Source organism: Pseudomonas sp. Irchel 3H3, assembly GCF_900187635.1.
Lineage (GTDB): Bacteria > Pseudomonadota > Gammaproteobacteria > Pseudomonadales > Pseudomonadaceae > Aquipseudomonas.
The window spans coordinates 237,978-252,154 of the sequence record NZ_FYEC01000003.1 but is presented as its reverse complement, the minus strand read 5'-3'; the positions used below and the strand labels follow the sequence as shown (position 1 = coordinate 252,154).

Sequence of the window (14,177 nt, the reverse complement as noted above, 5' to 3'; positions counted from 1 at the left end):
GTTGAGGGTCAGGAAGATATTAGTCGCAATGCTCCACGCTGGCTAAAGTGATCAGCGCCAAATTAAGGAAAGCCCTGATGAACCTGATCGAGTTATTGCAGCAATGGCCATTCGGCGCCACGGACTGGCTGATCATCGCCCTGGCAATCAGCCTGGCCTATATCGTGTTTGGCATTGCCGGTTTTGGCACGGCCCTGGTGGCGGGGCCGATCCTGATCCTGTTCCTGCCGCTGTCGAAAATCGTGCCCTTGCTGGTCCTGCTGGATTTTGTCGCCGCGTTCGGCAACCTGCTGCCCTCGCGCCGTGATGTGGCCAGGCCGGAGTTGTTGCGCCTGCTGCCGTGCATGGCGCTGGGCTGCACTCTGGGGGTGATCTTCCTGCTGAACCTCAAGTCTGACCTGTTGTTGCTATTGATGGGCCTGTTCATCACGGCCTACGCCATGTACAGCCTATGGGTGAAGGTACGCCCGGCGCAGTTGGCCGTCGGTTGGGCGATTCCCATGGGCACGGTCGGTGGCTTGTTTGGCGCGTTGTTCGGCAGTGGCGGCTTTTTGTATGCGATTTATCTCAACAGCCGCCTGTCCAAGGACGCCGCCCGCGCCACGCAAAGTGCCTTGATCAGTTGCAGCACCCTAGTGCGCTTGAGCCTGTTCCTGATCGCCGGGGTCTACGCCGAGCTACCCTTGTTACTGTTGGCCCTGTGTCTGTTGCCGGCCATGGCGCTGGGATTGTGGATCGGCCGGCGCCTGGCCCTGAAGTTGTCTCGCGAGGCCTTCGTGCGGTTGGTCACCTGGCTGGTGCTGGCCAGCGGGATTGCCTTGCTGACCCGCTACTTCAGCACTTGACCTGAGTCTGTCAGGGATTAAGCTGCCGGCCTTTAAGGCGCCATCGCGGGCAAGCCCGCTCCCACATCAGACTCGATCACCTGTGGGAGCGGGCTCGCCCGCGATGGCGGCAGTAGCCATACAGCAGGACTCGTCATGAACTCGCAAAGCATCCTCGTCCCGAAAATCTCCACCCTGCCGGTGCACGAACCCCGGGCGCGGGCGATTGTGCGGTGGCTGGTGCGCAAGAACATCATCGAAGAACAACTCACAACCTGCGGGCGCACTGGCAATCGCATGGCCCACGCCATTGCCCCCGGCGCGCGCGACGTGGTGCTGCACCCGCAGGCGCTGCCGTTCGGTGAGCCGATCAACGGCCTGGAGATCGTCACCAAGCGTTGCATCTATACCCCCGCCAAAGGGTTTCTCGAGGAGGCCGGCTGCGCCGAGTGCCGCAAGGAAGTCGGCGAGGCGCTGTTCGACAGCCTGGAAGACTGGATGCCCGGGCGCACCGACAACTTCATCTGCCCCGAGTGCGGGCATGAAGACGACATCAATGGTTTTCTGTTCTTGCAGGAGTGCGGGTTTTCCAACCTGGGCTTTATCTTCAACAACTGGGCCGAGGCCGGGTTCAAGCAGAGCTTTATCGACGAATTTGCCGAGTGGCTGGACTTGCCGGTCAGTTGGGTCAAGGTCGAGTTGTAGGCGACAACAACCCCCGTCGATCACCGCGTCGATAATAGACAGAGTTTTACATTGAACCTGAGGGGGTGTCTGACTATAATGTCGCGCTTCCAATTTCCCGCTCGGGAGCCCCCGCGATGCTGCGTATCAGCCAAGAAGCTCTGACCTTCGACGACATTCTTTTAGTGCCCGGTTATTCCGAAGTACTGCCTAATGAAGTCAGTTTGAAGACCCGCCTTACCCGTGGCATCGAGCTGAATATCCCACTGGTTTCCGCCGCCATGGACACCGTCACTGAAGCCCGTCTGGCAATCGCCATGGCTCAGGAAGGTGGCATCGGCATTATCCACAAGAACATGACCATCGAGCAGCAAGCTGCCGAAGTGCGCAAGGTCAAGCGTTACGAAGCCGGTGTGGTCAAGGACCCGATCACCATCGAGGCTGACGCCACCGTTCGCGAACTGCTCGAACTGACCGGCCTGCATAACATCTCCGGTGTTCCTGTGCTGCACGATGGCGACCTGGTCGGCATCGTCACCTCCCGCGACGTCCGTTTCGAAAACCGTATGGAAGCCACTGTCCGTGAAGTGATGACGCCTAAAGAGCGCCTGGTCACGGTCAAGGAAGGCGCCGACAAGAACGACGTGCGCGAACTGCTGCACAAGCACCGCATCGAGCGCGTGTTGATCGTCGACGACAAGTTTGCCCTCAAAGGCATGATGACCGTCAACGACATCGAAAAAGCCAAGGCTTACCCGCTGGCCAGCAAGGACGATCAAGGTCGTCTGCGTGTGGGCGCTGCCGTCGGTACCGGCAAAGACACCGGTGATCGCGTCGCGGCCCTGGTCAACGCCGGCGTTGACGTGGTGGTGGTCGACACTGCCCACGGTCACTCCAAAGGCGTGATCGACCGCGTGCGTTGGGTCAAGCAGAACTTCCCGCAAGTCCAGGTGATCGGCGGCAACATCGCCACCGGCGCTGCTGCCAAGGCCCTGGCCGAAGCGGGCGCGGATGCGGTCAAGGTCGGTATCGGCCCTGGCTCGATCTGCACCACCCGTATCGTCGCGGGTGTCGGCGTGCCGCAAATCAGCGCCATCGCCAACGTTGCCGCTGCCCTTGAAGGCACTGGCGTGCCGTTGATCGCCGATGGCGGCATCCGTTTCTCCGGTGACCTGTCCAAGGCCATCGTGGCCGGTGCGTCCTGCGTGATGATGGGCTCGATGTTCGCCGGTACTGAAGAAGCGCCAGGCGAGATCGAACTGTACCAGGGCCGTTCGTACAAGGCTTATCGCGGCATGGGTTCGCTGGGCGCCATGTCCCAGGCGCAAGGCTCCTCCGACCGTTACTTCCAGGACTCCTCGGCAGGCGCCGAGAAACTGGTTCCGGAAGGGATCGAGGGCCGTGTTCCTTACAAGGGCACCCTGAGCGCGATCATTCACCAACTGATGGGCGGTCTGCGTTCCTCGATGGGCTACACCGGCAGCGCCGACATCGAAGAAATGCGCACCAAGCCTGAGTTCGTGCGGATCACCGGTGCCGGCATGGCCGAATCCCACGTTCATGACGTGCAGATCACCAAAGAAGCGCCAAACTACCGCGTAGGTTGAGGCTTCAGGCAAATCATCAAGCAACCGGGGCTGTTTTATTCAGCCCCGAGTTGTTTCTGAATCAAGACTGTTTCTGAATTACTAAGACGAGACTGAATCATGGCCCTCGACATTCACGCTCACCGCATCCTGATCCTCGACTTCGGTTCCCAGTACACCCAACTGATCGCCCGCCGCGTGCGTGAGATCGGCGTGTACTGCGAACTGCACCCGTTCGACATGGACGATGAAGCGATTCGCGAGTTCGCTCCCAAAGGCGTCATCCTCGCCGGCGGCCCCGAGTCCGTGCACGTCGCCGACAGCCCGCGCTGCCCGCAAGCGGTGTTTGACCTGGGCGTGCCGGTCTTCGGTATCTGCTACGGCATGCAGACCATGGCTGAACAGCTGGGTGGCAAGGTCGAAGGTTCCGAGCTGCGTGAGTTCGGTTATGCCCGCGTTGACGTGGTCGGCAAGAGCCGCCTGCTCGACGGCATCGAAGACCACATCGACGCCGACGGCCTGTTCGGCCTCGACGTGTGGATGAGCCACGGTGACAAGGTCACCAAGATGCCGGAAGACTTCCACATCCTGGCCAGCACCCCGAGCTGCCCGATCGCCGGCATGTTCAACGACGAACGCGGCTACTACGGCGTGCAGTTCCACCCGGAAGTGACCCACACCAAGCAGGGCGGGCGCATCCTGTCGCGCTTCATCCTCGACATCTGCGGTTGCGAAGCCCTGTGGACGCCGTCGAAGATCGCCGAAGACGCCATCGCCAACATCCGTGCCCAAGTGGGTACCGACAACGTGCTGCTGGGCCTGTCTGGCGGTGTCGATTCCTCGGTCGTTGCCGCGCTGTTGCACAAGGCCATCGGCGACCAGTTGACCTGCGTCTTCGTCGACAACGGCCTGCTGCGCCTGCACGAAGGCGAGCAAGTGATGGCCATGTTCGCCGAGAACATGGGCGTCAAGGTGATCCGTGCCAACGCCGAAGAGCAGTTCCTCAACAACCTGGCTGGCGAAAGCGACCCAGAGAAGAAGCGCAAGATCATCGGCCGTACCTTCATCGACGTGTTTGATGCCCAGTCCAACAATCTGGACAACATCAAGTACCTGGCCCAGGGCACCATCTACCCGGACGTGATCGAGTCGGCTGGCGCCAAGAGCGGCAAGGCCCACGTGATCAAGTCGCACCACAACGTGGGTGGCCTGCCGGAAGAAATGAACCTCAAGCTGGTGGAACCCCTGCGCGAGCTGTTCAAGGACGAAGTCCGTCGTCTGGGTCTGGAACTGGGCCTGCCGTACGACATGGTCTATCGCCACCCGTTCCCGGGCCCGGGCCTGGGCGTGCGGATCCTCGGCGAAGTGAAGAAGGAATACGCTGACCTGCTGCGTCGTGCCGACCACATCTTCATCGAAGAACTGCGCAAGGCCGACTGGTACCACAAGGTCAGCCAGGCGTTCGTAGTGTTCCAGCCGGTGAAATCGGTTGGCGTGGTTGGCGATGGCCGTCGTTACGCCTGGGTCGTGGCCCTGCGTGCCGTGGAAACCATCGACTTCATGACCGCGCGTTGGGCACACCTGCCTTACGAACTGCTGGAAACCGTCAGCGGCCGCATCATCAATGAAATCGAAGGCATCTCCCGCGTCACCTACGACGTGTCGAGCAAGCCGCCAGCGACCATTGAGTGGGAATGATCCCGCGCAAGCCTTGATGGCTTGATCGCCGGTATCGAAAAAGGCCGTGTGAACCTGGTGTTCATGCGGCCTTTTTGCGTTGTGGGGGGCGCTCGTCTGATTTGCCTGCGTCCCGTGGTCACGTCCGCTTTGCTGTTTCTTTCACAATTGCGGGTGTATCGTATTCGCCTTTTGCGGGCCCTGGGCCTGCGGCAGATACGTGAGGTAGTTGAGTCCATGTCCTTTACCCGTCGACAAATACTCGGTGGTCTGGCCGGTCTGGCAGTGGTTGGCGTCGGGGCCGGTGGTGCATCGCGTTACTGGCTGGGGAAAGTGGCGGATGCCAATGCCGGGCATGACTACGAGCTGATTGCCGCGCCGCTGGACGTGGAGCTGGTACCCGGGCACAAGACCCAGGCCTGGGCCTTTGGCCCTTCGGCGCCAGGGACCGAGTTGCGGGTGCGCCAGGGCGAGTGGCTGCGGGTGCGTTTCATCAACCACCTGCCGGTGGCGACCACCATTCACTGGCACGGCATCCGCCTGCCTCTGGAGATGGATGGCGTGCCCTACGTCTCGCAACTTCCGGTGCTGCCGGGCGAGTATTTCGACTACAAGTTCCGCGTGCCGGATGCCGGCAGCTACTGGTACCACCCGCACGTCAGCAGCAGCGAGGAGCTGGGTCGCGGCCTGGTCGGGCCGTTGATTGTCGAGGAGCGCGAGCCCACCGGCTTCAAGTACGAACAAACCCTGAGCCTGAAAAACTGGCACATCGATGAACAAGGCAACTTTGTCGAGTTCAGCATCCCCCGGGAAGCGGCCCGTGGCGGTACAGCGGGGCGCCTGTCGACCATCAACGGCGTGCCGTTGCCCGTCATCGACTTGCCTGCCGGGCAGATCACTCGCGTGCGCCTGCTCAACCTCGATAACACCCTGACCTATCGCATCAACATTCCCGGGGTCGAGGCGCAGATCTACGCGCTGGATGGCAACCCGGTACAGCCGCGGCCGCTGGGCAAGGAGTACTGGCTCGGTCCGGGCATGCGCATCTGCCTGGCGATCAAGGCGCCGCCAGCGGGCACTGAGTTGTCCCTGCGTAACGGCCCGGTGCGCCTGGGCACCCTGCGTTCGGTGGCCAACACGGATGCACCGGGTGAGTGGCCACCGGCGCTGCCCGCCAACCCGGTTGCCGAGCCGGACATGGCCACTGCGCAGAAGCTCAACTTTAACTTCGAGTGGGTCGGTTCGGTCTCGGTCAATGTCGAAAACGGCAAGCCCCCCAGCCTGTGGCAGATCAACGGCCAGGCCTGGGACATCACCGACAAGACCTGCGCCGACCGACCGATTGCTACGCTCAAGCTAGGCCAAAGCTACATATTCGAATTGAAGAACATGACCCAGTACCAGCACCCGATCCACCTGCACGGCATGAGCTTCAAGGTCATTGCCTCGAACCGGCACAAGGTGATCCCGTACTTCACCGACACTTACCTGTTGGGCAAGAACGAGCGCGCGCAAGTGGCGCTGGTGGCGGATAACCCTGGGGTGTGGATGTTCCATTGCCATGTGATCGACCACATGGAAACCGGCCTGATGGCCGCGATCGAGGTGAAGTGATGCGCCAGATTCGCCCGAGCGCAATTATCGACCGCAGCCGTGACCAGCACTTCATGCGTGAAGCCCTGCTGCTGGCGGCCCAGGGTGCGGCCCTCGGCGAGGTGCCGGTGGGTGCGGTGCTGGTGCAGGACGGGGAGATCATCGGGCGCGGCTTCAACTGCCCGATCAGTGGCAGCGATCCCAGCGCCCACGCCGAAATGGTCGCGATCCGCGCCGCCGCCCAGGCCCTGAACAACTACCGCCTGCCCGGCAGCACGCTCTATGTGACGCTGGAGCCGTGCAGCATGTGCGCCGGGCTGATCGTCCACTCGCGCATCGCTCGGGTGGTATACGGCGCATTGGAGCCCAAGGCCGGGATCGTGCAGAGCCAGGGGCAGTTTTTCACCCAGGGCTTTTTGAATCACCGGGTGCTGTACGAAGGCGGAGTCCTGGCCGAGGAGTGCGGGACGGTGTTGAGCGAGTTCTTCAAGGCCCGCAGAGCTAAATCTTCAGAATAACTACTAACCCTGTGGGAGCGGGCTTGCCCGCGATGAGGCCCTTTCAGTCAACGAAGATGTTGAATGTTAGTCCGCTATCGCGGGCAAGCCCGCTCCCACAGGTTTTTTTGTGTCAGGAAGATCGGGTTACTTCCTGGCCACAATCACCGCGCGCATCGGCGCTGGCAGGCCTTCGATGGTCTTGCCGTGGTCATCCGGGTCGAGGAAGTCGCTCAGCGACTGATACTTCATCCACTCGGTGGCGCGTTGTTCCTCGATGCTGGTCACGCTGACATCCACGCAGCGCACGTCGCTGAACCCGGCGCGGCGCAGCCACAGCATCAATGCTGGAACCGAAGGCAGGAACCAGACGTTGCGCATCTGCGCGTAACGGTCTTCCGGCACCAGTACCTGCTGCTCGTTGCCCTCGATCACCAGGGTTTCGAGCACCAGTTCCCCGCCCTTGACCAGGCAATCCTTGAGCGCCAGCAAATGCTCGATCGGCGAGCGGCGATGGTAGAACACGCCCATGGAGAACACCGTGTCGAAGCCTTCCAGGTTCGCTGGCAAGTCTTCGAACGGGAACGGCAGGTGCCAGGCATTGGGCTCGGACAGGTAGCGCTGCACGGCCTGGAACTGGCAGAAGAACAGCCAGTTGGGGTCGACGCCGATGACACTGTCGGCCCCGGCGCCGAGCATGCGCCACATGTAGTAGCCATTGCCGCAGCCGACATCGAGGATGCGTTTGCCCACAAGGTCCAGGTGCGGGGCGACCCGCGACCATTTCCAGTCCGAACGCCATTCGGTGTCGACGTGCACGCCGAACAGGTCGAACGGCCCTTTGCGCCATGGTGAAAGGCCCATCAGGGCCGTGCGCATTTGCGCGCGAGTTGCATCGTCGCAATCGGTGTCCAGCTTCAGGCCGTTGAGCAAATCGACTTCGCTTGGCTGGATCTTCGGCAAGGCGTCCAGCGCGCTTTGCCAGCGCTCCAGGTCACCGTGGCCCTTCTCCATTTTCACGTCGAGTTGCGCTTGCAGGGTGTTGGCCCAGTCGGCCAGCGGCGTGCCGGCCAGGCGGCGGGCGAGGGGAGACAGATCAATCATGGCAAGGCAATCAACGAGGCAAAGTTAAGACACTGGAACCACGGCACGACTTTCGAGAACCCGGCGGCCAGCAGGCGTTCGGTGTGTTCTTCGAGGCTGTCGGGCTTCATGACGTTTTCGATGGCGCTGCGCTTCTGGGCAATTTCCAGTTCGCTGTAGCCGTTGGCGCGCTTGAACGCGATGTGCAGGTCGCCGAGCAGCTGGTGCTCCTGGGCATCGGCAAAGCGCAGTTTTTCCGAGAGGATCAGCGCGCCGCCGGGCAACAACGACTGACGGATACGCCCGAGCAGGGCCAGGCGTTGTTCAGGGGCGATGAACTGCAGGGTGAAGTTCAGCGCCACCACCGAGGCCGGCTTGAATTCGAGGGCCAGGATGTCACCCTCGATCACCTCCACCGGCAGCAGTTCCTGGAACATCGAGTCCTGGCCGTTGAGGTATTCACGGCAGCGTTCGACCATGGCGGCGGAGTTATCCACCGCGATCACCCGGCAACCGTCCGTACGCACGTGCCGGCGCAGGGCCTGGGTCACCGCGCCGAGGGATGAACCCAGGTCGTACAGCACGCTGTCCGGCTGGGCAAACTGCGCCGCCAGCACGCCGAGGTTTTCGACAATGGTCGGGTAACCCGGCACCGAGCGCTTGATCATGTCCGGGAACACTCGCACCACATCCTCGTTAAAGGCGAAGTCGGGTACCTGGGCCAAAGGCTGGGCGAAAAGGCGATCGGGTTCTTTGCTCACGGCGGTTCCAGCGGCGGAATTGGAAAAGGCCGGCATTTTAGCCAAGTTGGCGCGCAGATGCGCGGCTTGTCTGATAAAGCGCCCTGGCAGGCATTGGCGTATCGCGAGCAGGCTCGCTCCCACAGGCTAAACACCGTACGTGTGGGAGCGAGCCTGCTCGCGATGAATTCAGCGCGTTCGTGTGTGGAACGCCGACGCGGCGATGCCCCATTGCCCCAGCCAGTAACTGAGGATGATCACATACGGCGCGGCCGCGAAGGGCATGGCAAAACGGTCGATGCCGATCACGCTGTCGGAGAACACAAAGGCCAGGGCGCCGCCAGCGGCCAACAGTGCCGAGCGTTTCGGCACGTCGGTGCCCAGGCGGGCCAGGGCGCGCCAGAGCATGGCGCTGATGGCCGTGCCATAGACGATCACCGGAATCAGCAACGGCCCCAGGCCATGGGCGATCAGGATCCCCAGCAGCAGTGCGCCGACCAGCAGCGCCAGGAGCAAGGGCCCAGGGGCCAGGCGCCGGCAATCGCTCAGATAGGCTTTGAGGTAGGCCAGGTGGGCCACCAGGAATGCGCCGAGGCCGAACACGAACAAGTCGCCGGGCCAGGCCAGCAGCACATCGCCCAGCAGGGAAAAGATCAGGCCCAGGCTGACCCAGCGCCGGTAGTCGCTGGGCGGTGCATCGTGCAACCAGCCGAGCAGGGCCAGCACCGGCAGCGGCTTGACCAGCAGGCACAGTAGCTCGGCATGCACACTTAAGCCGTAGAGGAACGTGACGGCTCCCATCAACGCCAGAATCAGCCAGCCCATGCTCAGTTCACCACGATTGCGCAGTCGAAAATCTCTACCGGTTCGACTTCCGGTGCCCACGGCTGCTGTGAAGTCAGGCGCAAGCGCCCGTTACCGCTGGTGAAGGCTTGGAAGCGCCAGGTCGATTGCCCCGCGCTGCCCACCAGGCCGCTGTTTTCCGGGTTGGTGTAGACCTCGGGGCTGATGGCCCGCAACACACCGCCGGCCGAATCCTGGATCGCCCAGCGATAACCCGTGGTCGGGTTGCTCGGCAAGGTCAGGATCAGGTTTTGCCCGTTGTGCAGTTGCACCGGGCATTGGCTCTGCTGCTCCACGGTCAGGTTCTGTTTCGGCTGCGAGGCGCAGGCCGTCAGCAAGGCAAGGCTCAAGGGCAATAGCAGGCGGGTGGGGGACATCAAGTCAGGCACTCCGGAATTCGCGACGAACGGCGAGCATAACCGAAGATGAGACAAAATGTGACCGTTAGGCCTAGATAGGGTTGTCAGTGCCGCCGCCCGGCCCGCTCCCACAAGGATTGCAGTAACCCTGTGGGAGCGGGCTTGCCCGCGATGCGGTCAGTCCAGGCGTTACACAGACCTCAGAACAACACCTTGGCCACGTCGGCAAAACGCTTGGCAAAGTGCACGGTAATGCCCTCTTTCAGGTAATCGGGCAATTCTTCGAAACTGCCACGGTTGGGTTCCGGCAGGATCAGTTCGTGGATCTTCTGTCGGCGTGCGGCAATCACTTTTTCGCGCACCCCGCCAATCGGCAGCACGTGCCCGGTCAGCGTCAGTTCACCGGTCATCGCCACGCCTTTTTTCGGCGGCTGGTTGCGTGCCAGGGACAGCAGGGCGCTGGCCATGGTCACTCCGGCGCTAGGGCCGTCTTTTGGAGTCGCACCTTCCGGTACGTGCAAGTGCACGAAAGCTTCGTCGAAGAACTTCGGGTCACCGCCAAACGACTTCAGGTTGGAGCTGACGTAGCTGTAGGCGATCTCGGCCGATTCCTTCATCACGTCACCCAGTTGCCCGGTGAGCTTGAAGCCCCGGTTGAGGGTATGGATGCGGGTGGCTTCGATCGGCAGGGTGGCGCCGCCCATGCTGGTCCAGGCCAGGCCAGTGATCACCCCGGTGCCCGACAGCACTTGCTCGTTGCGGAACACCGGCATGCCCAGGGAGGCCTCGAGGTCCTTGGGGCCGATCTTGATCACTTGCTGCGGATCGTCCATCAGCTTGACCACCGCCTTGCGCACTAGCTTGCCCAGTTGTTTCTCCAACTGGCGCACCCCGGCTTCGCGGGCATAGCCATCGATCAGGGCCTTGAGCGCACTGTCGCTGATGGACAGGCTGGTTTTCGCCACGCCGGCCTTGTCCAGTTGCTTGGGCCACAGGTGGCGCTTGGCAATGGCGACTTTTTCTTCAGTAATGTAGCCGGACAGGCGAATCACTTCCATGCGATCGAGCAGCGGCCCGGGGATTGAGTCCAGGGTGTTGGCGGTGCACACGAACAACACTTTCGACAGGTCCAGGCGCAGGTCCAGGTAGTGGTCGAGGAATTCCACGTTCTGTTCCGGATCGAGGGTTTCCAACAGCGCCGAGGCTGGGTCGCCCTGGAAGCTCTGGCCCATCTTGTCGATCTCGTCGAGCATGATCACCGGGTTCATCACTTCGACATCTTTCAACGCCTGCACCAACTTGCCCGGCAGGGCGCCGATGTAGGTGCGACGGTGGCCCTTGATCTCGGCTTCATCACGCATGCCGCCGACGCTGAAACGATAGAACGGCCGCCCCAGGGATTCGGCGATGGACTTGCCGACACTGGTCTTGCCCACGCCCGGCGGGCCTACCAGCAACACGATGGAGCCGGCGATCTCGCCCTTGTAGGCGCCCACCGCGAGGAATTCGAGGATCCGGTCCTTGATGTCATCGAGGCCGGCATGGTGTTTGTCGAGCACCTTGCGTGCGTGCTTGAGGTCGAGCTTGTCTTCCCCGTACACGCCCCAGGGCACGGCCGTCGCCCACTCCAGGTAGTTGCGGGTCACGGCGTATTCGGGGGAGCCGGTCTCGAGGATCGACAGCTTGTTCATTTCCTCTTCGATGCGTTTTTGCGCCTGGGGCGGCAGGACCTTGCCCGTCAGGCGTTGCTCGAACTGCTCGACGTCGGCGCTGCGATCATCCTTGGTCAGGCCCAGCTCCTGCTGGATCACCTTGAGTTGTTCCTTGAGGAAAAACTCGCGTTGGTGTTCGCCGATCTTGCGGTTCACTTCCGCGGAGATTTCTTTCTGCAGGCGCGCGACTTCGACTTCCTTGCGCAGCATCGGCAGGACTTTTTCCATGCGCTTGAGCATGGGCACGCAGTCGAGCACTTCCTGCAATTCGTTACCGGTGGCCGAGGTCAGGGCGGCGGCGAAGTCGGTCAGCGGCGACGGGTCGTTGGGGCTGAAGCGGTTGAGGTAGTTCTTCAGCTCTTCGCTGTACAGCGGATTGAGCGGTAGCAGTTCCTTGATTGCGTTGATCAGCGCCATGCCATAGGCCTTGACCTCGTCGGTCGGCTCGCTTGGCTGGTGCGGGTATTCGACTTCCACCAGGTACGGTGGGCGATGGTGCTTGAGCCAGGTGCGGATGCGCACACGGGTCAGGCCCTGGGCGACGAACTGCAGCTTGCCGTTTTCGCGGCTGGCGTGGTGGACCTTGACCAGGGTGCCGTATAGCGGCAGGGCGCTGGTGTCGAAATGCCGTGGGTCTTCCTGGGGGGTGTCCATGTAGAACAGCGCCAGCGAGTGGTGCTCGGACTTGGCGACCAGGTCCAGGGTCTCAGCCCAGGGTTCTTCGTTGACGATCACCGGCAGGACTTGGGCCGGGAAGAATGGCCGGTTGTGGATCGGGATGATGTAGACCTTGTCCGGCAGGTTCTGCCCGGGCAGGGCCAGGCCAGTGCCGGAGGAGGCGTGGTGTTCGGGGTGTTCGGCGTGTTCCGGGTCGGCGTATTCGCTGGGGTCTTCGGGGAATGCTTGCTGGTCGCTCATGGGGCACCTGCGCAATGGGGTATGGGAGTTAGATGGGGCAGGTGGCGGGTGGTTTCAATGGTGGGAGCGCTTTGCGGGGGATTTGTTTGGTAAGCGGGTTGTTACCTGAAGGCTGCGAACCGAGCGTCGTGGTTGATCGTTCCCATGCTCTGGGAATGCAGGTCATTTCAGTTCTGTATAGGGTGGACGGTCAGAGGATTGTGTGGTGAGTTAAAAAAAAATATGGATAATTACTCGGAATTAAGATTTTCTTTGCGTAGTGAAGAAAATCTGTGCTGCGAATACGGATTTGAGGATTTTGCGCCGATGAACTCAGTTCGTTGAAGCGCTTGAAGCCGAGCTGCGGCAGTCACCTAATGGAGTCTACATTCGCAAGGCTTGCTATCTGCGGGAAGCTTTCACGGGTGAACAAATTGCGCAGCACTCTCCGGTAAAGGGGCGTTTCATGCCCCTGTTCGATCCAGAGCAGTACCTGACCATGGCCGGGGCCCGGAACTCTCGGTGGCGTATCGAATTTAATGGCCTGGGCACACTTTCCTACTGCGCCACGGTCGAGCGGACCCCCCAGATTGTTGCTCTGCTCGAACATGACATTCTCGGTCGCACCCGCGAATTTATTGCGAACTTGCCATCGGGAATGATGGACCGGGCGATAAACTGGGCCTACCTCTCTGAAACCAAGGACTCGTTCGCCATTGAACGCGAGGAGCCCAGCGAAGACAAATCGCGCCGCTTCATCCAGCTTTTGAAGCAAGCTCATGAGCGCGCTCCACTCACCGAGGACTATCTGGTAAGCCTGCAGAACGCGACGGTATCGAATCCGCTCGACATGGCGGCAGGATACCGTCACGAGCAGAACCACCTGGCCAACTCTTTTCACGGTGCGGCCGGTGTCACCTACGTACCTCCAGAGCCAGAGCTGTGCCGCGAACTGATGGATCAACTGGCCGCGTTCGCCAACGAAGCACCCACCCATATCGACCCGTTGGTCGCTGCCGGCATTATCTCCTTCGGCTTTGTCCTGAATCATCCCTTTATGGATGGAAATGGGAGACTTTCCCGTTTTCTGATCCATCACACGTTGTGCCGTGCCGGGGTACTGGAAAACGGTCTTCTTCTGCCCGTCTCCGTGGCGATGAAGCGGGAGGAGCGGCTCTACCTTGAAACCCTGCAAGAGTTCTCCAGGCCGGCTCGGGAGTTCTGGGACGTCAGGTGGATCGATCAGGGTAACTTGTCATTTAACTTCACCGGGAGCCCGGCCATCTATCGGTACTGGGATGCCACCCCGGGCGTCACATTCACGCTGGAAATGGCAAAGCGCGCCCTTGAAGTCGAGCTTCGCGAAGAGACTACGTTTCTCGAAAACTATGACCGGATCGTAAAGCGGGTCGATGAACGCTACGACGTGCGGGGTAGTGACCTGGCTAACCTCGTGATGATGTGCCTGACGCAAGGGGGGACAGTCTCGATTAACCGTCGCAAGCAATACAGGTACACGGTTCCCGAAGCGGTATTTGATTATATAGAAGAAGTCACGCAGGCCTTGCTACTGGAGCAACAGGAGCAGCTTGAGGTCACTGCTGCACAACCGTGAACGTACCTGAGAACCTGGCAGCCGAGGCGGCCTACCGGCCTAATGCCGATCAGTTACGGAGAAACGA

11 protein-coding genes and 1 pseudogene are annotated in these 14,177 nt (G+C 61.3%); 7 read left to right on the top strand and 5 right to left on the bottom strand.

Annotated elements, in window-relative coordinates:
* Positions 1 to 77: 77 nt before the first annotated feature.
* The 6 genes from CKW24_RS05780 (at position 78) to tadA (ending at position 6,882) form a co-directional block, all read left to right on the top strand.
* Complete coding sequence (locus tag CKW24_RS05780) at positions 78 to 845, top strand: sulfite exporter TauE/SafE family protein (protein WP_095166023.1); 768 nt, start codon at positions 78 to 80, stop codon at positions 843 to 845.
* Positions 846 to 980: 135 nt separating this feature from the next.
* Entirely contained in the window at positions 981 to 1,529 is a 549-nt protein-coding gene (locus CKW24_RS05775) for a sugar ABC transporter ATPase (protein ID WP_095166022.1), read from the top strand.
* Positions 1,530 to 1,645: 116 nt separating this feature from the next.
* Positions 1,646 to 3,115 carry an IMP dehydrogenase gene (guaB, locus tag CKW24_RS05770; RefSeq protein WP_095166020.1) on the top strand — a complete coding sequence of 490 codons (1,470 nt, stop codon included), beginning with the start codon at positions 1,646 to 1,648 and terminating at the stop codon, positions 3,113 to 3,115.
* Positions 3,116 to 3,214: 99 nt separating this feature from the next.
* Positions 3,215 to 4,792 (top strand): glutamine-hydrolyzing GMP synthase, encoded by a 1,578-nt coding sequence (gene guaA, locus CKW24_RS05765; RefSeq protein ID WP_095166018.1) that lies wholly within the window; start codon positions 3,215 to 3,217, stop codon positions 4,790 to 4,792.
* Positions 4,793 to 5,008: 216 nt separating this feature from the next.
* Positions 5,009 to 6,385 carry a multicopper oxidase family protein gene (locus CKW24_RS05760; RefSeq protein WP_095166140.1) on the top strand — a complete coding sequence of 459 codons (1,377 nt, stop codon included), beginning with the start codon at positions 5,009 to 5,011 and terminating at the stop codon, positions 6,383 to 6,385.
* Positions 6,385 to 6,882, top strand: a complete 498-nt coding sequence (gene tadA / locus CKW24_RS05755) for a tRNA adenosine(34) deaminase TadA (RefSeq protein WP_095166016.1) — start codon at positions 6,385 to 6,387, stop codon at positions 6,880 to 6,882. The genes CKW24_RS05760 and tadA overlap by 1 nt, the downstream gene beginning before the upstream one ends.
* A 126-nt stretch (positions 6,883 to 7,008) precedes the next feature.
* Here tadA and cmoB read toward each other — a convergent pair whose 3' ends face one another.
* The 5 genes from cmoB to lon form a co-directional block, all read right to left on the bottom strand.
* Positions 7,009 to 7,965: a tRNA 5-methoxyuridine(34)/uridine 5-oxyacetic acid(34) synthase CmoB gene (gene cmoB / locus CKW24_RS05750; RefSeq protein ID WP_095166014.1), complete on the bottom strand. Its 957-nt coding sequence runs from the start codon at positions 7,963 to 7,965 to the stop codon at positions 7,009 to 7,011.
* The gene (cmoA, locus tag CKW24_RS05745) at positions 7,962 to 8,705 is read right to left on the bottom strand and encodes a carboxy-S-adenosyl-L-methionine synthase CmoA (protein ID WP_095166012.1); all 744 of its coding nucleotides are present in this window, start codon (positions 8,703 to 8,705) and stop codon (positions 7,962 to 7,964) included. Before cmoA ends, cmoB begins: the two co-directional genes overlap by 4 nt.
* A gap of 168 nt (positions 8,706 to 8,873) precedes the next feature.
* Positions 8,874 to 9,509, bottom strand: a complete 636-nt coding sequence (locus tag CKW24_RS05740) for a lysoplasmalogenase (RefSeq protein WP_095166010.1) — start codon at positions 9,507 to 9,509, stop codon at positions 8,874 to 8,876.
* Positions 9,510 to 9,511: 2 nt separating this feature from the next.
* Positions 9,512 to 9,904 carry a protease inhibitor I42 family protein gene (locus tag CKW24_RS05735; protein WP_095166008.1) on the bottom strand — a complete coding sequence of 131 codons (393 nt, stop codon included), beginning with the start codon at positions 9,902 to 9,904 and terminating at the stop codon, positions 9,512 to 9,514.
* 182 nt (positions 9,905 to 10,086) lie between these two features.
* Positions 10,087 to 12,516 carry an endopeptidase La gene (gene lon, locus CKW24_RS05730; RefSeq protein ID WP_095166007.1) on the bottom strand — a complete coding sequence of 810 codons (2,430 nt, stop codon included), beginning with the start codon at positions 12,514 to 12,516 and terminating at the stop codon, positions 10,087 to 10,089.
* A gap of 334 nt (positions 12,517 to 12,850) precedes the next feature.
* Between lon and CKW24_RS05725 the strand changes: the two are divergent.
* Positions 12,851 to 14,110 (top strand): annotated as a pseudogene (locus tag CKW24_RS05725) (Fic family protein); the annotation flags it as partial.
* Positions 14,111 to 14,177 lie beyond the last annotated feature (67 nt).